The 21,347-nt window shown below is 74.2% G+C and carries 18 protein-coding genes; 9 read left to right on the forward strand and 9 right to left on the reverse strand.

The genetic code is table 11. The features are described 5' to 3' along the window. Together ACWDCZ_RS32170 and ACWDCZ_RS32175 are read left to right on the forward strand one after the other, a co-directional pair. On the forward strand, positions 1–2,372 hold a 2,372-nt coding region (locus tag ACWDCZ_RS32170; RefSeq protein ID WP_449817688.1), incomplete at its 5' end, for a poly(A) polymerase. 191 nt (positions 2,373–2,563) lie between these two features. Then, positions 2,564–3,454, forward strand: coding sequence for a transglutaminase-like domain-containing protein (locus ACWDCZ_RS32175; RefSeq protein WP_049652948.1), 891 nt, complete (start codon positions 2,564–2,566; stop codon positions 3,452–3,454). 43 nt (positions 3,455–3,497) lie between these two features. On the opposite strand, the gene ACWDCZ_RS32180 is transcribed toward ACWDCZ_RS32175, so the two are convergent. Further along, complete coding sequence (locus tag ACWDCZ_RS32180; protein ID WP_380741206.1) at positions 3,498–4,004, reverse strand: ArsR/SmtB family transcription factor; 507 nt, start codon at positions 4,002–4,004, stop codon at positions 3,498–3,500. Positions 4,005–4,062: 58 nt separating this feature from the next. On the opposite strand from ACWDCZ_RS32180, the gene ACWDCZ_RS32185 reads away from it, so the two are divergent. Next, positions 4,063–4,974, forward strand: coding sequence for a S41 family peptidase (locus tag ACWDCZ_RS32185; RefSeq protein WP_449817689.1), 912 nt, complete (start codon positions 4,063–4,065; stop codon positions 4,972–4,974). A 90-nt stretch (positions 4,975–5,064) separates the two neighbouring features. On the opposite strand, the gene ACWDCZ_RS32190 is transcribed toward ACWDCZ_RS32185, so the two are convergent. After that, on the reverse strand, positions 5,065–5,208 hold the full coding sequence (locus ACWDCZ_RS32190; RefSeq protein WP_159028481.1) for a hypothetical protein: 144 nt from the start codon (positions 5,206–5,208) through the stop codon (positions 5,065–5,067). A 10-nt stretch (positions 5,209–5,218) separates the two neighbouring features. On the opposite strand from ACWDCZ_RS32190, the gene ACWDCZ_RS32195 reads away from it, so the two are divergent. The 3 genes from ACWDCZ_RS32195 to ACWDCZ_RS32205 all read left to right on the forward strand — a co-directional run bounded on the left by ACWDCZ_RS32195 (position 5,219) and on the right by ACWDCZ_RS32205 (position 8,011). Next, a complete protein-coding gene (locus tag ACWDCZ_RS32195) occupies positions 5,219–5,890 on the forward strand; it encodes a hypothetical protein (RefSeq protein WP_449817690.1) in 672 nt (223 codons plus the stop codon). A gap of 156 nt (positions 5,891–6,046) precedes the next feature. Beyond that, positions 6,047–6,640 carry a helix-turn-helix domain-containing protein gene (locus ACWDCZ_RS32200; RefSeq protein WP_117486134.1) on the forward strand — a complete coding sequence of 198 codons (594 nt, stop codon included), beginning with the start codon at positions 6,047–6,049 and terminating at the stop codon, positions 6,638–6,640. Positions 6,641–6,724: 84 nt separating this feature from the next. Further along, complete coding sequence (locus ACWDCZ_RS32205) at positions 6,725–8,011, forward strand: MFS transporter (RefSeq protein WP_449817691.1); 1,287 nt, start codon at positions 6,725–6,727, stop codon at positions 8,009–8,011. 49 nt (positions 8,012–8,060) lie between these two features. Here the strand turns inward: ACWDCZ_RS32205 and ACWDCZ_RS32210 are convergent, their stop codons facing one another. The 3 genes from ACWDCZ_RS32210 to ACWDCZ_RS32220 form a co-directional block, all read right to left on the reverse strand. Beyond that, complete coding sequence (locus ACWDCZ_RS32210; protein ID WP_449817692.1) at positions 8,061–9,260, reverse strand: cytochrome P450; 1,200 nt, start codon at positions 9,258–9,260, stop codon at positions 8,061–8,063. Between the two features lie 73 nt (positions 9,261–9,333). Beyond that, a complete protein-coding gene (locus tag ACWDCZ_RS32215) occupies positions 9,334–10,311 on the reverse strand; it encodes a terpene synthase family protein (RefSeq protein WP_449817693.1) in 978 nt (325 codons plus the stop codon). A gap of 150 nt (positions 10,312–10,461) precedes the next feature. Then, positions 10,462–11,820: a cytochrome P450 gene (locus ACWDCZ_RS32220; protein ID WP_449817694.1), complete on the reverse strand. Its 1,359-nt coding sequence runs from the start codon at positions 11,818–11,820 to the stop codon at positions 10,462–10,464. A 435-nt stretch (positions 11,821–12,255) separates the two neighbouring features. On the opposite strand from ACWDCZ_RS32220, the gene ACWDCZ_RS32225 reads away from it, so the two are divergent. Then, on the forward strand, positions 12,256–13,644 hold the full coding sequence (locus ACWDCZ_RS32225) for a pyridoxal phosphate-dependent decarboxylase family protein (RefSeq protein ID WP_449817695.1): 1,389 nt from the start codon (positions 12,256–12,258) through the stop codon (positions 13,642–13,644). Positions 13,645–13,712: 68 nt separating this feature from the next. Here ACWDCZ_RS32225 and ACWDCZ_RS32230 read toward each other — a convergent pair whose 3' ends face one another. Both ACWDCZ_RS32230 and ACWDCZ_RS32235 read right to left on the reverse strand, forming a co-directional pair. Then, positions 13,713–14,216 carry a DinB family protein gene (locus tag ACWDCZ_RS32230; protein WP_449817696.1) on the reverse strand — a complete coding sequence of 168 codons (504 nt, stop codon included), beginning with the start codon at positions 14,214–14,216 and terminating at the stop codon, positions 13,713–13,715. 83 nt (positions 14,217–14,299) lie between these two features. After that, complete coding sequence (locus ACWDCZ_RS32235) at positions 14,300–14,746, reverse strand: hypothetical protein (protein ID WP_074002894.1); 447 nt, start codon at positions 14,744–14,746, stop codon at positions 14,300–14,302. A 214-nt stretch (positions 14,747–14,960) separates the two neighbouring features. On the opposite strand from ACWDCZ_RS32235, the gene ACWDCZ_RS32240 reads away from it, so the two are divergent. Continuing rightward, the gene (locus ACWDCZ_RS32240; protein WP_049652970.1) at positions 14,961–15,389 is read left to right on the forward strand and encodes a PPOX class F420-dependent oxidoreductase; all 429 of its coding nucleotides are present in this window, start codon (positions 14,961–14,963) and stop codon (positions 15,387–15,389) included. 101 nt (positions 15,390–15,490) lie between these two features. On the opposite strand, the gene ACWDCZ_RS32245 is transcribed toward ACWDCZ_RS32240, so the two are convergent. Beyond that, complete coding sequence (locus ACWDCZ_RS32245; RefSeq protein ID WP_380775574.1) at positions 15,491–16,282, reverse strand: putative protein N(5)-glutamine methyltransferase; 792 nt, start codon at positions 16,280–16,282, stop codon at positions 15,491–15,493. Positions 16,283–16,639: 357 nt separating this feature from the next. Between ACWDCZ_RS32245 and ACWDCZ_RS32250 the strand changes: the two genes are divergently transcribed. Beyond that, entirely contained in the window at positions 16,640–20,329 is a 3,690-nt protein-coding gene (locus ACWDCZ_RS32250; RefSeq protein WP_449817697.1) for a DUF7507 domain-containing protein, read from the forward strand. A gap of 143 nt (positions 20,330–20,472) precedes the next feature. Here the strand turns inward: ACWDCZ_RS32250 and ACWDCZ_RS32255 are convergent, their stop codons facing one another. Beyond that, positions 20,473–21,186 (reverse strand): ScbR family autoregulator-binding transcription factor, encoded by a 714-nt coding sequence (locus tag ACWDCZ_RS32255; protein WP_449817698.1) that lies wholly within the window; start codon positions 21,184–21,186, stop codon positions 20,473–20,475. Positions 21,187–21,347: the final 161 nt, after the last annotated feature.

A 21,347-nucleotide genomic window follows, 5' to 3' on the forward strand; every position in this document is an offset into this window, starting at 1 on the left:
TGGGACGAGGCACTCGCGGCGAAGGCCGAGTACCCGACCGCGCTGCCCGTTTCGGGCTGGAGGTCGACGACCACGGCCTGCTGCTGCTCAGCCGGCTGCCGGTGCTGGCGGCCGGGCGGCACGCGCTGGGCCCGCACAAGGCCGTCACGGCCCTCTCGGTACGGGCCCCCGGCGCTCCGCTGACCGTCGCCGCCGTCCACCTCAGCAGCGACCACTCACCGGACGGCGCCGACCGCCGCCGCTCCGAACTCGCCCGGCTCGCCGAGGGATTGGCGGGTGTGGAGGGAGAGCTGCTGCTGCTCGGGGACTTCAACGACGGCCGCTCCGGCCCGGCCGGCCCGGCCGCCGCGCTCGGCCTGCGGGACGCCTGGGCCGAGGTGCACGGGCCGGGCGACGACACCCCCACCTTCGACCCGACGGCCAACCCGCTCGCCGCGGTCTCCTCGCTGACCGGCCGCCCGGGCCGGCTGGACCGCGTCCTGCACCGCGCCGACGGCACCCGCGCCACCGCGGCCGTCCTGCTCGGCGACCGCCCGGACGAGGACGGGCTCCTGCCCTCCGACCACTACGGCGTGGCCGTCGACCTCCTCCTCGAAAGCGGCGACGGCGACGGAGCCGCGGTCCTCGACGCCGCGCCCACCGCCCGCACCGCCGTCGCCTGGCTGCCGCCCGAGGAGCTGTGGCCGCCGATCCAGCACCTGCGCGAGGCGTACGACCCGCAGGTGCGCCGCTGGCCCCCGCACGTCAACCTGCTGTTCGGCTTCGTCCCGGAGGCCGAGTTCGACCGCGCCCTGCCGCTGCTGGGCGCGGCCGCCGCCGAGGTCGCGCCGTTCACCGCCCGGCTGGAGGGCGTGCACACCTTCGGGCACCGCGAGGACGCCACCGTCTGGCTGGACCCGGCCGCCGCCTCCGCCGCGCCCTGGTCGGCACTGCGGCACGCGCTGGAACGGCGCTTCCCGCGCTGCCACGGCCGGGCGGAGGGCTTCACCCCGCACCTGAGCCTCGGGCGCAGCGCCGACCCGCAGCGGGTGGCCGCCGACTGCGCGGCCCGGCTGACCGGGGCCTCGGCCCGGGTCGGCGAGCTGGTGGTGCTCTCCCGCCGGGGCACCGAGCCGATGCGGCCGCGCGCCGTGGTCTCGCTGGGGACCGGCGAGGTGCGGCCGGTGCCCGAGCAGCCGCTCGCCTCACCGGCCCCGGAGCCGCCCGAACAAGCCTTGGCAGCAATGGAGTTGGCCCGCCGGATCGCGGCGGCCCTGCCCGAGGGCGTGGTGCACACCGTCGGCTCCCGGCGGCTCGGCTGCCAGTTGGACGGAGGCGACCTGGACCTGGTGGTGGCGCTGCCCGGCGCCGCCGATCTGCCCGCCGTCCGCGCCCGGGTGGCGGCCGCGCCGCCGGAGGCCCGGCGGCTGCGCGAGGTCCGCGGCGCCCGGGTGCCGGGGCTCCGGCTGGCCGTCGACGGCCTGTCGGTCGACCTCATGGTGGTCTTCACCGGCGCCCTCGATCCGACCCAAGCCGTAGACCACCGTGCGGAGTTGGGCGAGGCGGAGGCCGTCGCGCTGAGCGCCGTCACGGACGCCGAGGCGGTCCTGGCGGCGCTCGGCGACCGCCACGCCCGCTTCGTCCGGCTGGCCCGCCAGGTCAAGGCCTGGGCGCGGGCGCGCGGCCTGGACTCGGCACCCTTCGGCCAACTGCCCTCGCTCGCCTGGTCGGTGCTGGCCGCCCGGACGGTCCTGGAGGCGCCCGACGGCCCCGAGGACGACCTCTTCCAGCGCTTCACCGAGACCTGGGCGGGCTGGGACTGGCGCCGGCCCGTCGCCCTCACCGGTGGTCCGACGCCGCCCGCCTCCGGCCCGCTCACCGTCCTCACCCCCTCCGCCCCGGTCCGCAGCTGCACCACCCAGGTCAGCGCCGACACCCGCGACCTGCTCACCGAGGAGCTCTACCGCGCCTGGGAACTCACCACCGAGGCCACCGAGGCCGCCGGCTCCTCCAAGGCTCCCAACGCGCCCGAGGCACCCCAGACGCCCGGTGCCGCCGAACCCCCGTGGCCCGCCCTGCTCGCCGCTCCCCCGCTGCACCGCCGGCACGCCGCCTGGGCCGTGGTCAGCGCCGACGAGGAGTCGCTCGGCCTCGCCCGGGGCCGCGTCCGCGCCCTGCTGGCCGCCCTGGAGGAGGCCGGGGCCACCCGGCTGCACGCCTGGCCCCACCCGTACCGGACCGCCGACGGCCGCTTCCACCTCCCGATCGGCCTCGGCCCCGACCCGCTCTCCGCCACCCGGCTCGCCCCGCTCGCCAAGGCCTGGTCCCGGGCCCTGCCCGGCGTCCGGGTCGAGCACGTCGACGGCGGCGGCGCTCCCACCCCGACCCGCTGAACCACCCCTCCCGCCTGGACCACCCCTCCCGCCTGGACCACCCCCACCTGCTGGACCGACCCGACCACCCCGATGGGCCGAACCACCCCTGCCCATCGGTCTCTTCTGGACAATCGCCCCCGAAATTTGCCACGGTGAGGACCAGCGGCCCAGTCATCGATCATGCGGCCGAAGCCCCATGGGAGTTCCCCGTGCCCTCCGCCGACTTCCCCGCCTTCTACCTCGGGCAGAGCACCTTCTCCGACCCCGGCGCCCACCTCCCCCGCTACGCCGACCTCCCCAAGGATCCGAGCCGCCTCGCCCGGATCGCCCGCGACCTGATCATCCACCGCCTCGAAGGCTGGCTGTTCCACCACCCCATTCCGGCGAACCGGCTCCACCACGACGCCGAGACCCGCTACCTCGACGACATCCTGCACCTGATCACCGACCGCGACCCGGCCCCGCTCAACCACCCGCGCGCGCCCGCCGACCGCTTCGTCGGCGTCTGCCGGGACCTGGCGCTGCTGCTCTGCTCCTTCCTCCGCCACGTCGGCGTGCCGGCCCGGTTGCGCTGCGGCTTCGCCGGCTACCTCGGCCCGGACGGCTTCCACTGCGACCACGTGGCCACCGAGTACTGGGACGACCGGCGCGGCTGGCTGCTCGCCGACCCTCAGCTGGCCGACCCGAAGGTCGCCGCCGCCTGGCGGGTGGACTTCGACCCGATGGACGTCCCGCGCGACCGCTTCCTGGTCGCCGGCCGGGCCTGGCGCACGATCCGCGCCGACCGGTCCACCGCCGGCTCCTTCGGCGTCCACCCGCCCGAGGAGGGCCCGCTCAACGGCGAGTGGTTCGTCGCCCACTCCACCCGGCTCGACCTCGCGGCCCTGAACAAGGTCGAGACCCTCCTCTGGGACACCTGGGGCACCGGCTCCACCAACACCCCCCACGCCCCGTACGACGAGGTCGCCCACCTGACCGTCGGCCCGGTCGACCTCCCCGCCGTCCGCCGGCTCTTCTCCGAGCACGACGCGCTGCGCACCCCGAAGACCGTCCTGTCCCTGGCCCCCTTCAACGGCCCCCGCGAGGTCACCCTGCGCTGACGGCCCCGGCCCCCTCGCCCCCTCCTGGCCGAGCAGGCCGCCCCTACGCCCCGGCCTGCTGGTAGAGCGTCACCAGGAGGCCGTACACCGGCTCGCCCTCCGCGTCCTCCTCCGTCTCGTCGACCAGTCCGGCCAGCGCCTCGACGAGCCGCGCCGCCTTGGCCGGGCTGAGTCGGAGGTGGCGCAGCGCCAGGAGGTGGTCGACGGGCGAGCGGTCCAACTCCTGGGCGACGGCGCCGAACAGCGCGGCCGTCCCCTCGACCTGCGGCTCGGCGACGAAGAAGCGATCGGCGGTCCGCCGGTAGTACTTCTCGGTGCCGCCGCGCACCCGTCGCGTTCCCGCGTCCTGGACCAGCCCCGCCTCGCCCAGCACCCTGAGGTGGTGCGAGACGCTGCCCTTGTTCGCCCCGAGCTGCGCGGCGAGCCGGCTGATCGTCGACGGACGGCTGCTCAGGGCGAAGAGCAAGCGTTGGCGCAGGGGGTGGGCGAGCGCGGCGTGCTGCAGCGGCGCGCTGATCTGCTGGACGGTCTCGTCCGGTCGATAACTCATCTGATCAAGCGTTAAGTACGGTTGACGCTTTGGCAAGTCGCTGGTCTACTGCCTCTCCATGACCTCCACCACAACGCCGTCCGCCCTGGACACCGTCACCCTCGTCGAGTCGATAGCCGACCTGGTCCGTGAGAACTACGTCTTCCCCGACGTCGCCGGGCAGCTGGCGGACCTGCTGAGGCGCCGGAGCGCCGAGGGCGCCTACCGGACCGAATCCGCCGAGGAGCTGTCCGAAGCGGTCACCGCGGACCTGCGGTCCGTCAACGGCGACCTGCACCTGGGCCTCAAGTACCACGCCGCGCCGGTGCCGCCGGAGCCGGGTGCGGCGGTACTCGCCATGGTGCGAAGGGAGTTCGACACCTTCCTGAACGGCGTTCCCCGCGTGGAACTCCTCGACCACGGCGTCGCGGTCCTGGAGATCGGCCCCAAGCTGTTCCCGCTGGACTGGGCGGCACCGCCGCTGACGGCGGCGCTCTCCCTGGTGGCCCCCGCCCGCGCCCTCATCCTGGACCTGCGCCGCAACACCGGCGGCGACCCGAACACGGTCGCCTTCGTCTGCGCCTACCTGCTCGACGGCCGCACCCACCTGAACACCATGTTCTCGCGGAAGGACGAGGTGGGCGCGCAGTCCTGGACGCCCCCGTTCGTCCCCGGCGCCCGCTTCGGCGGCACCAAGCCGATCTACGTGCTGACGAGCGCCGACACCTTCTCCGGGGGCGAGGAACTCGCCTACGACCTGCAGCAGCTCGGCCGCGCCGAGGTCGTCGGGGAGGTCACCCGCGGCGGCGCCCACCCGCGCGAGGGCTTTACGGTGCACCCGCACCTGGAGCTCAGCGTGCCCTTCGCCCGCGCGGTCAACCCGGTCTCGGGCACCAACTGGGAGGGCGTCGGCGTCCAGCCCGACGTCCCCTGCGACGCCGACACGGCACTCGACCGCGCCCTGGCCCTGGCCGCGGCGCGCCTGGCGTAGGGCCTGTCCTCGGACTCGCCTCTGTGGGACGACGCCGGGGCATGGTCGAGACGGCGAAGGAGTCCGGGGCCCCGATGACCGCGGCCCCGTTCACCTGACGGGCTCGCGGTTGATGCTCAGCAGGGCCTGGACCAGGCCGCCGGGCACCCGGCCGGTGAGCACCGGGACCCGGGCGACGGCCCCGCGGCGGCGGTCCAGGCAACCTGCGGCAGTGATGTCGCTGTCACTTGGCATGATGCCCGGCATGGTGAGAACACAGCGCATCAAGGGCTTCTCCGCGACCGACCGGCCGATCTCCACGCCGACCACCAAGTTCGGCGGCCAGCCCGTGTGGCTGGCCGGCCCGCAGTGGCCGATCAGCGCGGCATGGGACCGGCCGATGCGGTTCGTCGGTCAGATCGAGCTGGGCCCGGTGATCGGAGCGGCCGGCGACGGAAAGGTCGCCTACGTGTTCGTCACCCACGCCGATCACGAGGAGCACTTCTTCGACCCCGACATCATCGACCCCGACGGCGGCGAGAACGCGGTGATCGTGCAGCCGGGCGGCGGCTATGCCGGCCCGGTGCGCCCGCTGCCGACCGGCCCCGGGCTGTACGGAGTCGACGGGTCGGAGGTGGAGTTCACCGTCGACCTCCGACCCGCCGACGAGCCCGATTCCATGACGGACGAGGAACTCGACTCCCTGCCCTCCGCCGACCGGGACCGCTGCATCGAGCTGATGGACGGCGACAAGATCGGCGGAACACCGCTGTTCTTCCAGGGCGACGAGTGGCCGGAGGGCGGCCCTTGGCGGCTGCTGCTGCAGCTGGACTCGAACTGGGTGCCGTTCCACCTCAACCTCGGCTCGTCGCCGAGGCTGTTCGCCTTCGTGTCCGAGGACGGCGCCCAGGGCAGGCTGCTCGTCCAGGACTCCTGACCTGATCGGGGCTCGCCCGTCGGAACCGGCTTCGACAATGGCAGGCGGGTACAGGACCGTTGACGCCTATCTCTGACAGCCGCAGCCGTCTCGTGCCCGACGCGGATATCTGAAATTTTTATTGCGCAATTTTTCCTTCAGATCTATCGTCGACGCATGCCCGAGAAGCCCCGGCCCGACCGGATCACCGACCTGTCCCGCCTGAAGGCGTTCACCAACCCGCTGCGGATGCAGCTCTACCGCCTGCTCTTCGCCGCCGGGAGCGCGACCGCCTCGCAGCTCGCCGAGCAGGTCGACCAGGCTCCGTCACTGGTCAGCTACCACCTGCGCAAGCTCGCCGAGCAGGGCTTCGTCACCGCGGCGAGCGGCCGGAGCACCGACGGGCGGGAGCGGTGGTGGCAGGTCGCCTCCGAGGAGGGCTGGGGCTTCCGCGCGTCCGACCTCGCCGGCACGCCCGAGGGCGCGGCCGCCGTCAGCACCGTGACCAGGGGCCTGGTCGACTCCCGGGTCGCCCAGTACCGCGCCTACCTCGACCAGACCGCCGCCTGGGGCGGGGAGTGGACCGACGCGGCCTTCAGCTCCGAATGGCTGCTCGACCTCAAGCCCGCCGAACTCGCCGAGCTGGGAGAGGAGTTGCAGGCCCTCGCCCGACGCTGGCGGGAGCGCGGCAACGCCGCCAAGGCCGCCGGGGACACCGCGGGCCGCGAGCACGTGTCCGTCCACCTGTACGGGTTCCCCTTCCGCCCCTGACGCCGGCACAGGCCGGCCCCGAGCACCGGCGCAGGCCGGTCCCCGGCCGCCGGCGCCGCCGTGTCCCGACCTCCGGAGTCCCCCATGGTCCTCACGGAACCGCCCCTCTCCCGCCGGACCACCGCGCCGCCCGCCCACCGCGACGGCAACGTGCTGCGCTGGCTCACCGCCTACACCGCCTCACTGATCGGCGACAGCGTGTACTTCGCCGCCCTCGGCTGGTCCGCCCAGCGGTCCGCCGGCCCCGCCGAGGTCGGCCTGGTCATGGCCGCCGGCGCCGCCCCACGCGCCCTGCTCATGCTCGGCGGCGGCGTCCTGGCCGACCGGCTCGACCCCCGCCGGGTGGTGCTGGGCAGCGACGCCGTGCGCTGTCTGCTCATCCTCTCGGTGGCCGCCGCCATCGCGCTGACCACGCCCGCGCTCTGGCTGCTGGTCGCGGTGGCGCTCGTCTTCGGCGCCGTGGACGCCCTGTTCGTCCCCGCCGTCGGCGCCCTCCCGCCCCGGATCACCAGCCCCGACCAGCTGGCCCGGGTCACCGGCCTGCGCTCGCTCGCGGTGCGCCTCGGCCAGATCGCCGGACCGCCGCTCGGCGGCCTGGCCATGGGCCTGGGCGGCCCGGCCGCCGCCTTCGCCGTCGCCGGGCTGCTCTTCGCGCTCTCCCTGCCGCTCCTGCTCTCCGTCCGGATCAGTCCGCTCGAAGCCCCTCCGGGTGACGCCCCGTCCGGCGACGGCACCCCGCCCCGGCCCGGCACCGCGCGCGCCGAACTCCTCGACGGGCTGCGCTACATCCGCCGCCACCCGCTGATCGGACCGCTGGTCGCCGTCGGGGCCGTCTGCGAACTCGGCCTCACCGGCACCCTCAACGTCGGCCTGGTCCTCCTCAACGCCGAACGCGGCTGGGGTCCGTCCGGCTACGGCTGGATCGTCGGCTGCTTCGGCGCCGGGGCCGCCGCGAGTGCCGCGCTGCTCGCCGTCGTCGGGCGGATTCCCCGGGCCGGTCTGACCATGGCCGTCACCCTGCTGGCGGGCAGCATCGGCGCGGCCGCCATGGCGCTGGTGCCGCAGCTGTGGACCGCCGCCGTCCTGGCCGCCCTGACCGGCCTGGGCGCGGGCGTCTTCGGCAGCCTGAACGGCACCCTGATCCAGACCACCGCCGACCCCGCCTACCTGGGCCGGGTCACCTCCGTCGTGATGCTCACCCTGGTCGGCCTCGCCCCGCTCAGCTACCCGGTGGTCGGCGCCGCCATCGGCGTCTGGGGCACCGCCCCGGTCTTCGTCGGCTGCGGCGCCCTCTCCTGCCTCGGCGCCGCCCTCGCCCTCGCCTCCCCCGCCGTCCGCCGCGCGGAACTCCCCCGCGCGGCCTCCCGCTGAGCCCCCAGCACCGGGCGCGGACACCGGCCCGGCAGACCCTGCCGACCCGTCACCAGGTGACCGGGAGCGCCTCGACGCCGTAGACCGTCGACCCCTCGCGGAAGCGGAGCTCCGCCTCGGGAACGGCGAGGCGCAGGGTCGGGAAGCGCCGCAGCAGGGCCGGCAGGGCCACCTTCAGTTCCAGCCGGGCCAGCTGCTGGCCGAGGCACTGGTGGGCGCCGAAGCCGAAGGACAGCTGGGCGACCGGGCGGCGGCGCAGGTCGAGGTCGTCCGGCCGTTCGGGGACGAGCTCGGGGTCGCGGTTCGCGGTCAGCGGGGAGAGCAGGACGTGCTCGCCCTCGGCGATCCGGTGGCCGTTGACCTCGACGTCGGCCACGGCGGTGCGCAGGAGCGGTGCGGGGATGGCGAGGTGGCGCAGCAGTTCCTCCACCGCCGAGCCGGTGACCGCGGGATCGTCGCGCAGGGCGGCGAGCTGGTCGGGGTGGCGGAGCAGCGCCAGCACGCTCAGGGCGAGCTGGGTCGCGGTGGTCTCGTGGCCCCCGACCAGGAGGGTGGTGCCGAAGCCGACGAGCTCCTCGTCGGTGAGCTCCGCGCTGTGCTGCCGCACCACCGCGCCCAGCACGCCGTCCCCGGGGGCGGCCCGGTTGCGGGCGACGATGTCCGCCATGGCGGAGTTCAACTCGTCGGAGGCGGCGACCAGTTGCCCCGCGTCGGCGGTCCCGTCCATGATCACCTGGGAGCAGCGCTGGAACATCGCCCTGGTCCCGTACGGGACGTCGAGCAGTTCGCAGATCGCCGCCGAGGGGATCGGCAGGGCGAAGGCCCCGACCAGGTCGACGACCGGCCCCTGCTCCGCCATGGCGTCGAGATGCTCGGCGACGATCGCCTCGATCGCGGGCCGCAGCCGCTCGACCTGACGGACGGTGAAGCTGCCGGTGAGCATCCGGCGCAGCCGGGCGTGCTCCGGGCCGCTGTACGCGGGCAGGAAGCCCGGGTGGTTGAACAGGGTGCGCGGCAGTGCCGGGTCGATGCCGTTGCCCGTCACCAGGCGCTCCTCCGCGAAGGCGGCCCGGACGTCGCCGTACCGGGTGATGACGACGGCGTCGATCTCGCCGCGCACCGGATGGGTCACCCGCAGCCGCGGCAGGCCGTCCTCCTCGCGCATCCGGCGGAGGTCCGGCGACGGGTCGAACGGGCAGGTCCGGTCCCGTTCGGAGGCGACGAAGGACGCCGAGCGGTGATCGGGCATGGTGCGGGCTCCTCAGCGGGATCGGTCCGGGGGCGCGGTCGCGCGACAGGGAAGGGGAAGGGGAGGCGTCGGACTAGCCGTGGTACCGGGTGGAGGCGTGGTGCCAGTCGTGGGCGCCGCGGATGGTGGTCTGCAGCGCCTCGGTGCAGTAGCGCCGCAGCAGGTCGCGTTCGGCCGGGGTGAGGTGGTCCGTCGCCGTGCCGGCGAGCAGGGCCCGGTGGGCGCCGGTGAACAGTTCCAGGGCTTCGCCGCGGCGGCGCAGGGCCCGGTCGAGCGCCTCCGCCCGGGAGAGCCCGTGCTCCCGTTCCAGGCAGAGCACCAGGTTGTTCCGCTCCCCCTGGGCCGCGTCCTTCTCCAGGGAGACGATGTCGTTGTCGCAGATGATGAAGGTCTTCGTCATCTCGCGCATGACGGACAGGTGCGGCAGCGCGTACAGGTGGTCGGGCAGGACGCAGGAGGACAGCCGCTCGGCGAGGTCGACGACCGGTGCCACCCCGATGGTGTGGCGCCGGACCCGCAGGTAGGTGCTCAACGGCATGGGCGCACCGGACTGCCGGCTGCGCGCCTCGTGGACGTGGTGGTCGAGGTACGAGGACCAGTGGGCCGCCGAGCGCCGGATCCAGTCCTCGGGCATGCCGTAGCAGCTGCGCCTCCGCATGTCGGCGAAGGCGGCGGCCAGCGGCAGCGGGGACGCCTGCCCGGTGACGCCCTCCCGGACGAGTCCGACGAGGTGGCGGACCCGCTCGGGCGTGCCGCCCCACTGTTCGTCGAGCGCGTCGTCGAACAGGAAGTACCAGCTCTGCTGGTCGACGCCGATGTCCAGTTCGGCCCCGGTCGCGTTCGGGTAGAACATGGCCGCGATCAGCGGGAACTGGCCCTTGAGGTGGTGGTCCCGCTCCGCGTCCGTGGCCAGGAAGCCGAAGGACCGCGGCCAGTCGAGGTGGCGGTCGTGGGCGGCCCGGAAGTCCGGGCTGGTCCGGCTCGGGAAGGGCAGCGGGTCGGGGGCCGGGGCCTGCGGGCCCGGGGAGAGGGTCTCCGCCGTGGCTGTCATGGTGAGGTGCACCTCCGGGAACGGGAACAGGAACGGGGCCGGGCCAGGGTCCGGGCAGCGCGGAACGAAGCCGTACGGATCAGAGCCGTACGGAACGGAGCCGCGCGGAGCCGGGCCGTACGGATCGGAGCCGTACGGAACGGGGCCGGTTCAGTCGCCCGGCCAGGGTGAGACGCGCATGGGCAGCGCGTTGGGCCGGATCAGCGCGTGGGCCACCGGCCGGACCCGGTGGCCCGCCACCGGTCGCGGCCGCCACCGGGAGACGACCGCGCGCAGGACGACCAGCATCTCGGTCATCGCGAAGTGGTCCCCGATGCACCTCCGGTTGCCCAGGGCGAACGGGACGTAGGCGCCCGGCGGCAGGTCCTTCTCGGGGCGGTCGAGCCACCGGTCCGGGTGGAACCGCAGCGGGTCCGGGTAGTGGGCCGGGTCCCGGTGCATCGTCAGCGCGCTGTAGATCAGCTCGGCCCCCTGCGGGAGGTCGACCCCGCAGACCCGCACGGGCTCCAGGGCGCGCCGCATCAGCAGCCAGCTGGGCTGGTGCAGCCGGAGCACCTCGCGGAGGAACCGCTCGGTGAACGGGAGCGTCGCCGCGCCGGGCGGGGCGCCGGCGGGCAGGGCGTCGCACTCGGCCTTGATCCGCGCGGTGAGTTCGGGGCGCCGTCCGATCTCGTGGAGCGCCCAGGCCAGGGTGGTGGCCGTGGTCTCGGCGCCGGCCATGAGCAGGGACAGCAGTTCGTCGCGGGCCTCCACGTCGGTCATCCCCCGCGGGTTGCCCGGGGTGCCGGCGAACATGATCGACAGCAGGTCGCCGCGGTCGGCCGGGTCCTGGCGGGCCTGCCGGACGGCGGTGTCGGCGAGTTCGCGCAGCGCCGTGGCCGCGGCCAGGTACCTGCGGTGCCCCAGTGCGGGTGAGGAGGCGAGGGGAGCGGGCAGCAGGGTGCCGACGAGGACCCCGCGCATCACCGTGTTCAGGTGCTCGGCGACGCGCTCCCCCAGTTCGGCGACGGCCCGGGCGCCGTCCGGGCGTTCGGTGCTGAACAGGGTGGCCACGAGCATGGCCGTCACCGTCCGCCGCAGCACCACGTCCATGGCGATCACCTCGCCGGGGCGCCAGGAGGACACCTGTTCCTCGGCGATGCCGGTCATCGTGGCGACGCCGCCGGCGATGGTGTCCCGGCGGAACGCGGGCTGGAGCGCGCGCCGTTGACGGAGGTGGACGTCGTGCTCGGAGGTGATGATGCCGTTGCCGATGAAAGGCCGTGCGACATCGAACAGCAGGCCTTTGCCGAACTTCCGGCTCTGCGTCAGGAGAACCTCGTGGACGGCCTCGGGCGAGTTCAGGACGAACACCGGCCGATTGCCCAGGAATATCCTGACGATGCCGCCCTGCGCCCGGATCGACTGGAGGAACTCCACGCGTTTGACGGCGAGTTGCGGCAGGTGACCGAGCAGTGGAACCCGCCCCCGTGCCACGGGCGCCGTCGTGGAAGCGCTGATGGAACGCACGGCCCCGCACCTCCCTGAAGTCTCGGACCGGAAATCAGCCCGGTATTGGAACGTTCATTCGCTCGCGGTGCACGGTGATCATCGTCCGACGGATCGGGAGAGGTCAAGGGACCGGCTGGAATTGCACCACCGGGGTGATTTTGAGCCGCACGGCGTGAATTCCCCCACCGCCCGCGCATTCCGGCCCCGGGGAACACCACCCGGTCGCTCAGAGGAGGACGCCGCCGGAGACCTCGACGCGCTGGGCCGTCATCCAGCGCAGGCCCTCCGACGCCAGCGTGGACCCGCGCTCCGGCCTGACCTCCATCGGCCACCGCTGTACCGATGTTCCCCGAGGCCGCGTTCCAGGCCACCCGGACCGGATTGGACCGGGACGCCGTCCGCCCTGGCGGCTAGCCTCGGCCGCACCGCACAGTCGATCAACGGAGAGCCCCCATGCACCCCGAACTCGCCGACGACCTCGGCCGGTTGCCCGAGATCCTGGAGGAGACCCGGCAGCACGCGCTCGCCTTCCTGGCGGGCCTCGACGAACGGCCCGTGGTCGAGCGGGCCGAGCCGCCCTCCGTCGCCCCGCTCACCGAGGAGGGCGGCGGGACGCGCGCCGCGCTCACGGAGTTCACCGAGCGCTGGGAGCCCCGGCTGTCGGCGAGCGCCGGGCCGCGCTACTTCGGGTTCGTGACCGGCGGGGCGACGCCGGCGGCGCTCGCGGGCGACTGGCTGACCTCGGCCGTGGACCAGAACTCCAACTCCTCGCTGGACCCGGCCGGTCAGCAGCTGGAGCGGGAGACGGTCGGCTGGCTGGGCGAGCTGTTCGGGCTCTCGGCGGCGCACCGCGGCACCTTCGTGAGCGGCGCGACGATGTCGAACACGGTGGGGCTGGCGATCGCCCGCGAATGGCTGGGCGAGCGGCTCGGTGTGGACGTCGCCGAGGACGGGGTCGGCGCGCTGGGGCCGGTCCGGGTGCTGTCGGGCAGTGCGCACTCCAGCGTCGCCAAGGCGCTGTCGGTGCTCGGCCTGGGCCGTACGGCGCTGCGGACGGTGCCCGTCCTGCCGGGACGGGAGGCGGTGGACGTGGCCGCGCTGGAGCGGGCGCTGGCCGAGGCCCCGGGGCCGTGCGTGGTGGTGGCCAACGCCGGGACGGTCAACACCGTCGACTTCGACGACCTGCGCGCGATCGCCGCGCTGCGCGAACGGTACGGGTTCTGGCTGCACGTGGACGCCGCGTTCGGCGCCTTCGCCGCGCTGTCCCCGGAGCACGCGGAGCTGGTCGCCGGGCTGGACCTCGCCGACTCGGTCTGCGTCGACCTGCACAAGTGGCTCAACGTGCCGTACGACAGCGCCGTGCAGTTCACCCGCCGCCCGGACCTCCAGGCGCGGGTCTTCCAGAACGCCGCCGCCTACCTCGGCCCGCTGAGCGAGCACCCGGACCTCGTCCACCTCACGCCGGAGAACTCCCACCGGCTGCGCGCCCTCGCCGCCTGGTTCACCCTGCGGGCGTACGGCCGTGCCGGGCACCGGGAGATCGTGGAGCGCTGCGTCGCCGGCGCCCGGGCGCTCGGCGCGGAGGTGGCGCGGATCGACGGACTGGAGCTGCTCGCCCCGGTCCGGCTGAACGTCGTCTGCTTCTCGCTGACGGCGGACCCGACCCCGGAGCGGCTGGCCGCGCTCGCCGCCGAGCTGGCCGACGAGGCCTTCCTGACGCCCACCCGCTACGCGGGACGGCCAGCCCTGCGCGCGGCGTTCAGCAACTGGCGCACCACCGGGGCGGACGTCCGGCGGACGGCGGAGGCGCTGGACCGGGCCGTCCGGAAGCTGACGGCCTGAGCGGACGCACCGGTCGGAACCGGCACCGGCCAGTGTCAGTTCCGGTCGGTGCCGGCTCCGGGTCGGCCTCAGCTCCGCTTGTGGTCCCCCGTCCCGCCGTCGATCAGCTCGCGCAGGATGTCCATGTGCCCGGCGTGCCGCGCCGTCTCCGTGGTCATGTGGATCAGCACCCAGCGCAACGAGACGGAGTTGCCGGACCAGGAGGTGCCGAGGTCGTCCAGCGCGAGCTCCCCGATCGTCTCGTCGGCGTCGGCCCGGGCCCGGGCGTAGAACGCCAGGACGTCCGCCGTCGACTCGCCGGGCTCCACCCGCATGTCGGAGTCGTCGTCGGCCTCGATGTCGAACGGCAGCGGGCCCATCTCCCGGCCGAACGTCCCCCGGAACCAGCCGAGTTCGGCACCGCCGAGGTGCTTCACCATCCCCAGCAGGTTGGTCCCGGAGGGCGTCATCGGACGGCGCAGCTGCTCGTCGTCCAGCCCCTCCAGCTTCCACAGCACGGCCTCGCGGTGCCGGCCCAGCGCCGCCCGGAGGCTTTCCTTCTCCCCACCCGTGAAGGGCACACGATTGCTCATGCGCGGGACCGTACCAGCCGCCACCGACACAACCGCGGGGGTGGCGGGACAGCCCTACGGCCACTGCCCCCAGCCGTCCGGGATCACGGGTGCGCCCCGTCCCCGTACACGCCGCCCGCCTCGTCGGTGAGCTCCGCGATGAGCTCCGCGTGCGCGAGGTTCATGTACCGCAGCGGGCGCCAGCGGGAGCGGTGGTCGGGGTGGTCGCCGAACATCTCCGCCGTCACGCACAGCCGCCTCCACCACAGCATGGCGTCCTGGCGCATCCGCTGCGTCCAGCCGGGCTCGTCCTTGCGGCCCTCCAGGACCACCTCCTCCCAGGCCACCAGGACGTCCGAGAGGAAGATGCAGTCGCTGGCGGTGACCTCCGCCAGTCGCGCGGCGGCCAACCGGGCGCTGGTGCCCTCGGGTTGGGCCTCGACCAGCTCACTCATGCGGGCGGCCAGGAAGGCCCGCAGCGGGGAGACGTCGTCGGTGTGGAGGTCATCGGCGAACTCCAGCAGTTCCACCTGCTTGCGTACCCGTGCCATCGTGCGGCGCTTCCCCTCGGCTCGGACGGTGCAAGCACACTGACACACCGTCACCGTTCTTGCCACCGACCTTATCGGCTCGCACCGGACACCACGGCCGATTTCCGAACATCCCGTACCGACTCGCCGGCCCGTGCCACCATGCGCGGCCTCCTCGCCCAACACGCGTGGCGGACCTTGCCCTCACACCGGTGAGAAGGCCGATGATGCTCCCATGACCGCCACTCCTTTCGACCCGTACGAGCTGCTCGCGCAGAGCCGCCTCGGCATCCTCGCCACCATCAAGGCGGACGGCCGGCCGCAGCTCTCCCCCGTCATGCCGTTCTACGACCGGGAGGCGAACGCCATCCTGGTCTCCACCCGGGACGGGCTGGCCAAGACCGCCAACCTGCGCCGGGACCCGCGGGTCAGCCTGGAGGTGACCGGGCCGGACGGCCGCTCCTGGACCACCGCCGAGGGCGTGGCCACCCTGACCGGGCCGGGCACCGACCCCGAGGGGCCGGAGGTGGAGGCCCTGGTGGACTACTACCGCCGCGCCGCCGGCGAGCACCCGGACTGGACGGAGTACCGCGAGACGATGGTCGCCGACCGCCGGGTGCTCCTCACCATCCCGGTCGACCACGTGTACGGCACCCGCATCTGACCGGCCCCGCCCGGCCCGGCCACCGTCACGGGGGAACGGTGGCCGGGCCGCAAACCCCTTCCTGAGCCAGAGAGTTCAGCGCAGCGGGTCGACGCCGCCGGTCAGCGCAGCGTCGCCGTGACCACGGTGGCGTCCAGGTCCTCCTGCCGGCTCTCCACCGCCGCCAGCCCGGCCGCCCCGGTCACCGCGAGGGCCGCCGCCACCTGCCGCTCGCTCGTCTCGAACAGCAGCGACCCGCCGGGCGCCAGCCACCGCGGCGCCTCGGCGGCCACCCGCCGCAGCACGTCCAGCCCGTCCGCCCCGCCGTCCAGCGCCGGCCGTGCCTCGTGCAGCCGCGCCTCGGGCGGCAGCAGGCCGAGGTCGCCGGTCGGGACGTACGGGACGTTGGCGATCAGCACGTCCACCCGGCCGCGCAGTTCCACCGGGACGGCGGCGAACAGGTCGCCCTCGAAGACCCGTGCCGCGACGCCGGCCAGGTTGCGGCGGGCGCAGCGGACCGCGCCCGGGTCGATGTCCGCCGCGTACAGCTCGACCGGGTGCGCGGCCGCGGCCGCCACGGCGGCGCCCAGCGCGCCGCTGCCGCAGCACAGGTCGAGCACCACCGCGCCCGGGGCGGTCAGCGCGGTGGCGGCGGCGGCCAGGAACTCGCTGCGGCGGCGCGGGACGAAGACGCCCGGGTCGACGGCGATCCGCAGACCGGCGAACTCCGCCCAGCCGACGACGTGTTCGAGCGGCCGCCCGTCGGCGCGGAGGCGGACCATGGCGGCCAGGTCGGCGGGCGAGGCGGCGGCGGAGAGCAGGATCCGCGCCTCGTCCTCGGCGAACACGCACCCGGCGGCGCGCAGCCGGGAGACCACCGAGGAACGGAGGGAGGCGGAGGAGAAGACCGACAAGAGAAACCCCTTGGGGGAAGACGGGAGAGCTGACGACTCCGTCAGGGCTCCCGCGGGGGCCGACACCGCGTCGGCGCGCCGTTCGCGCTATGCGCGCGAGGCGCCCACGCGGCCGCGCTCCGGGAGCACCCGCTCGGACATTCCGTAGATGGGGCTCACCTCCCTGAGTCGCGGTCATACTCGGCGTCGGCCACCCTACCGCACCGTCAGTCGGGAACGGTCGAACAATGTCCACCGGCCCCGCCGAACCCGCCTTGGCGCGCGCCGTGCCTCACGCTCGTTCATCCGAGCTATTCGATAGCTCCACTGACAGTACACAGCTTGTAGCGGATCGTGATGGCCACCCATAGTGACGCTATGACGAGACAATCCCGCGGAGCGTCACGGCTTCGCGCCCGAACGGCCCGCTTCATCAGCGCCGCGGCCACGCTGGGTTTGCTCGGCGCAGGCCTCGCCGCCCCGCTCGCCCCACTCGCCCAGGCCGTCACGCCCGCGCACCACCCCGCCGCGCCGCTGCCGGAGCGGGTCCGGGCCACCGGCACCCCCCTGCTCCAGGAGGCCTTCACCGGTGCCACCGCCGACTCGCGCTTCATCGCCGTCGGCTCCGCCTGCCTCACCGGCGCGGCCCCCGCCCAGCCCGGGCCGGGCGACCACCCGCTCGGCGGCTGCCCCGCCGCCGAGACCGGCCCGGTGCCGCCGCTGGACTCCGCGCCGCTCGGCTACCTGCGGATCACCGACGCCGGCAACGACCAGAGCGGCGCGGTGCTCTTCGACCAGGCCCTGCCCGCCGGCAACGGCCTGGACGTGACCTTCGACCAGTGGCAGTACGGCAGCACCACGCCGAACACCCCGGCCGACGGCATCTCGTTCTTCCTGGTGAACGGGGACGTCTCGCTCACCCACCCCGGCGCGTTCGGCGGCAGCCTCGGCTACGCCCAGAAGCTGCCCGACGACAACCCGAACCTCGGCTTCCTGCCCGGCGTCGACCGCGGCTACCTCGGCGTCGGGCTCGACGTGCTCGGCAACTACTTCGGCGACTGGGAGCAGCGCGGCAACGGCTGCTCCCAGCGGTCCCCCGCCGGTACGTCCTTCCGCGTGCCCGCGCCCGGCGCCAACATGGTCACCGTCCGCGGCCCCGGCGACGGCACCACCGGCTACTGCTTCCTCACCGCGACGACCGGCAACTTCACCACCAACGGCCCGTGGCCCTCCACCCTGCCCGGCAAGCTCCAGGGCCCGCTCACCACGCTGCCGGCCGGGGTGACCCCAGCTGAGGCCCAGACCTTGCTGGAGCCCTCGCGCCGCCGGGTGAACGTGCACCTGACGCCGGCGCCCTCCCCGGTGCTGACGGTCTCCGTCGACTTCAACGACGGCACCGGCTCGCACCAGGTGCTCCACACCCCGGTACCGGAACCGGTGCCCTCGACCTACAAGTTCGGCTTCGCCGGCTCCACCGGCCTGTTCACCGACGTCCACCTGATCCGCAACGTGGTGATCTACACCGACCAGCCGCTGCCCGAGCTGAACCTGGTCAAGCAGCCGCACGAGCCGCTGCCCGGGCTGCTGACGGTGGGCACCCCGATCCCGTACGACTTCGTGGTCACCAACTCGGGGAACGTGCCGATCGCCAACCTGGCCGTCAACGACCCGAAGGTCGGGCCGGTCACCTGCCCGGTGAGCACCCTGGCGCCCGGTGAGACGGTGACGTGTACGGCGACGTACCTGGTCACCGCCGCGGACGCCGCCCAGGGCCACGTGACCAACACCGCCCAGGCCACCGGAACCACCGACGTCGGCCCGGTCACCTCGCCGCCCGACACGGTCACCCTGCCGGTGGTGGCGCCACCGGGCATCACGCTGACCAAGCACGTCGACGCACCCGAGCCGTTCCACGTCGGCGACACCGTGCCGTACAGCTACGTGGTCACCAACACCGGCGGCAGCCCGGTGACGGCGCTCTCGGTGACGGACGACAAGGCCACCGGGATCACCTGCGACTCCACCGTCCTGGCACCGGCCGGCAGCCCCGGGGACAGCACGGTCTGCCACGGCACCTACGTCGTGACGGCGGCCGACGCCCAGGACGGGAAGGTCCTCAACCACGCCACGGCCAACGGGACCTCGGACGGCCGGCCGGTCACCGCGGAGGCCCAGGCCACCGTCACGGTGATCGGCCCGTCCTCGATCTCCCTGACGAAGCAGGCCGGCACCCCCGGTCCGGTCCACGCCGGGGACACCGTCACCTACACCTACACGGTGACCAACACCGGCACGACCACGCTGACCGACGTGAGCGTGGCCGACGACCACGTCCAGAACGTGACCTGCGACCACACCACCCTGCTCGCGGGGCAGGTCGCCACCTGCCACGGCACCTACACGGTGACCGCCGCCGACGAGCAGCTCGGCCACGTCACCAACACGGCCCAGGCGGACAGCACCGGGCCACTGGGCGAGCTGGTGCAGAGCCCGATCGCCCAGGTGACGCTGCCGGTGGCGGGCGTCCCGAAGCTCGACCTGACGAAGCGGGCCGACAGCGCCGGGCCGTTCCACGTCGGCGACACCGTCGCGTACACCTACACGGTGACCAACTCCGGGACGACGGTGATCGACGACCTGACCGTGGCCGACGACCACGTCTCGTCCGTGAGCTGCGACCGGACGACCCTGGAGCCCGGCCAGACGGCCACCTGCCACGGGACGTACACCGTGACGGCGGCCGACGGGCAGGCCGGGCACATCACCAACACCGCCCACGCCAACGGCGCCGACCCCCAGGGCCAACCCGTGCAGAGCCCACCGGCGCAGGCGACGGTCGACGTCGTCACCCCGGTGTCCGCTTTGGCCGTCGCCAAGCAGGCCGACAGCGCTGGTCCGTTCCACATCGGTGACACCGTGCACTACACCTACACGGTCACCAACACCGGCAACACCACCGTCAACAGCATCACCGTCAGCGACGACCACGTCGCGTCGGTGACCTGCGACCAGACGACCCTGGAGCCCGGCCAGAACACCACCTGCCACGGCACCTACACCGTCACGGCGGCCGACGCCCAGGCCGGGCACATCACCAACACCGCCCACGCCAACGGCACCGACCCCCAGGGCCAGCCCGTGCAGAGCCCGCCCGTCGAGGCCACCGTCGACGTCGTCACCCCGGTGTCCGCGCTCACCATCGCCAAGCAGGCCGACAGCGCCGGGCCGTTCCAGGTCGGTGACACGGTGCACTACACCTACACGGTGACCAACTCCGGAATGACGGTGATCAACAGCATCACCGTCAGCGACGACCACGTGTCGTCGGTGACCTGCGACCAGACGACCCTCACCTCCGGCCAGAACACCACCTGCCACGGGACGTACACCGTCACGGCGGCCGACACCCAGGCCGGGCACGTCACCAACACCGCCCACGCCGACGGCACCGACCCCCAGGGCCGGCCCGTGCAGAGCGCACCGGTCCAGGCCACGGTGACGGTCGGTACCGCCACGTCCTCGCTGGCCGTCACCAAGCGGTCCGACGCCGCCGGGACGGTGTACCCGGGTGACACCGTCACCTACACGTACACCGTCACCAACACCGGGAGCACCACGCTGACCGGCCTCACCGTCGGCGACGACCGCGTCCGGCAGGTGACCTGCGAGCAGACCACCCTCGATCCGGGGCAGAGCACCACCTGCCACGGCACGTACACGGTGACGGAGGCGGACGCGCAGGCGGGCAGCGTCACCAACACCGCCCAGGCCTCCGCCCGCGACCCGCAGGGGCAGGCCGTGCAGAGCCCGCCGGTCGAGCTCTGCATCTCCGTCGCACCCTGCCCGCCGAAGGGGCACGACCACAAGGGCGGCGGGGGCACGGGCTGCCCGAGCCGTCCGGGCCACCATCCGATTCCGCCGCAGAAGGGCGGCCCAGGCGGCGAGCTGCCCTCAGCCGGGGCGCCGGTCGCCGTCCTCGGCCTGGCCGGGGGCGGGCTGGTGACCCTCGGTGGGGCGCTGTTCTACCGGGCCCGGCGCCGCGCGGCCGCCGGTCGGTTCGTGGCGTAGCAGCCCCGATCACCGCCTGATCCCCGCCGTCCACCGGTCGACGGACCGCCCTCGGTGCCTGCGGGCACCGAGGGCGGTTCCGTGTCCGGACCGGGGCTGCCACCCGGGTCGGACCGGGGCTGCTATACGGGTCGGACCGGGATTCAGGCGGGCTGCGGGGCCGGCGGCCTGGTGCGGTAGCCGCCGCCCCGGCCCGGGGGCACCAGGCAGGGCAGCAGCCAGTCCCAGAGGGCGCCGACCCGGCGGGCGCGCTCCCCGGCGGGGCAGCCGTCGGCGAACACCACCTCCAGGCCGCAGGCGGCGGCCACCACCAGGGTCTCCGGGCCGAGGCCGCCCGAGCGGTCGCGCAGCTCGCCCGCGCGGCGGGCGCCGGCCAGCAGGTCGCGGACGACGCCGGCCCAGACGCTGTGGAAGCCGCGGATGTCGGCGAAGGCCTGCTGCCCGGGGTCGGCCGCGGCGGGCCTGGTCGTAGTGGGCGCGGCCGTGGCGGGCGCGACCGTGGGCGGCGCAACCTGCCAGCCGCCGTCCTCCCGGCCCAGGCGGAAGGCCGCCCGGATCACCGGGTCCGTCCCGAGGGCCTCGACCAGCCAGTAGCCCGCGTCGATCAGCCCCTGGAGCGGGGACGACGCGGCGCGCAGCTCCGCGCAGGCCGACTGCAGTGAGCGTTCGGCCTGCGCGGACACCGCTCTGGCCAGCTCCTCCTTGGAGGCGAAGTGGAAGTACAGCGCCCCCTTCGTCACCCCGGCGGCCGCGGCGATCTCGCCGAGGGTGGCACCGGCGTAGCCGCGGCGGTCGAACAGTGCCGCCCCCGCCTCCACCAGCCGCCCGCGCGTCCGTTCCGACCTCTCCTGGACCACCCGTCCCACAACCCCTCACAACGACAAGCAGGTTCCGACCAGACCGCGGCCGCCCCACGACGGACGCCGCGGCCTCCGACGGCCGTCCGCGGCCGGTGCCGCCGATGCGACACCGACCGGGACGGCCCGGCCCACGACCCGGACAACCGGCCGGTTCAGCC

Source organism: Kitasatospora sp. NPDC001225, assembly GCF_053597855.1.

Bases quoted from the DNA above. Each gene is read 5' to 3' on its own strand.
- ACWDCZ_RS32195 (WP_449817690.1), top strand. From the start codon at position 5,219: ATGGTGAGAACACAGCGCATCAAGGGCTTCTCCGCGACCGACCGGCCG.
- ACWDCZ_RS32215 (WP_449817693.1), bottom strand. From the start codon at position 10,311: ATGACAGCCACGGCGGAGACCCTCTCCCCGGGCCCGCAGGCCCCGGCC.
- ACWDCZ_RS32190 (WP_159028481.1), bottom strand. From the start codon at position 5,208: ATGCCAAGTGACAGCGACATCACTGCCGCAGGTTGCCTGGACCGCCGC.
- ACWDCZ_RS32225 (WP_449817695.1), top strand. From the start codon at position 12,256: ATGCACCCCGAACTCGCCGACGACCTCGGCCGGTTGCCCGAGATCCTG.
- ACWDCZ_RS32205 (WP_449817691.1), top strand. From the start codon at position 6,725: ATGGTCCTCACGGAACCGCCCCTCTCCCGCCGGACCACCGCGCCGCCC.
- ACWDCZ_RS32240 (WP_049652970.1), top strand. From the start codon at position 14,961: ATGACCGCCACTCCTTTCGACCCGTACGAGCTGCTCGCGCAGAGCCGC.
- ACWDCZ_RS32210 (WP_449817692.1), bottom strand. From the start codon at position 9,260: ATGCCCGATCACCGCTCGGCGTCCTTCGTCGCCTCCGAACGGGACCGG.
- ACWDCZ_RS32200 (WP_117486134.1), top strand. From the start codon at position 6,047: ATGCCCGAGAAGCCCCGGCCCGACCGGATCACCGACCTGTCCCGCCTG.
- ACWDCZ_RS32235 (WP_074002894.1), bottom strand. From the start codon at position 14,746: ATGGCACGGGTACGCAAGCAGGTGGAACTGCTGGAGTTCGCCGATGAC.
- ACWDCZ_RS32185 (WP_449817689.1), top strand. From the start codon at position 4,063: ATGACCTCCACCACAACGCCGTCCGCCCTGGACACCGTCACCCTCGTC.
- ACWDCZ_RS32250 (WP_449817697.1), top strand. From the start codon at position 16,640: ATGACGAGACAATCCCGCGGAGCGTCACGGCTTCGCGCCCGAACGGCC.
- ACWDCZ_RS32180 (WP_380741206.1), bottom strand. From the start codon at position 4,004: ATGAGTTATCGACCGGACGAGACCGTCCAGCAGATCAGCGCGCCGCTG.
- ACWDCZ_RS32230 (WP_449817696.1), bottom strand. From the start codon at position 14,216: ATGAGCAATCGTGTGCCCTTCACGGGTGGGGAGAAGGAAAGCCTCCGG.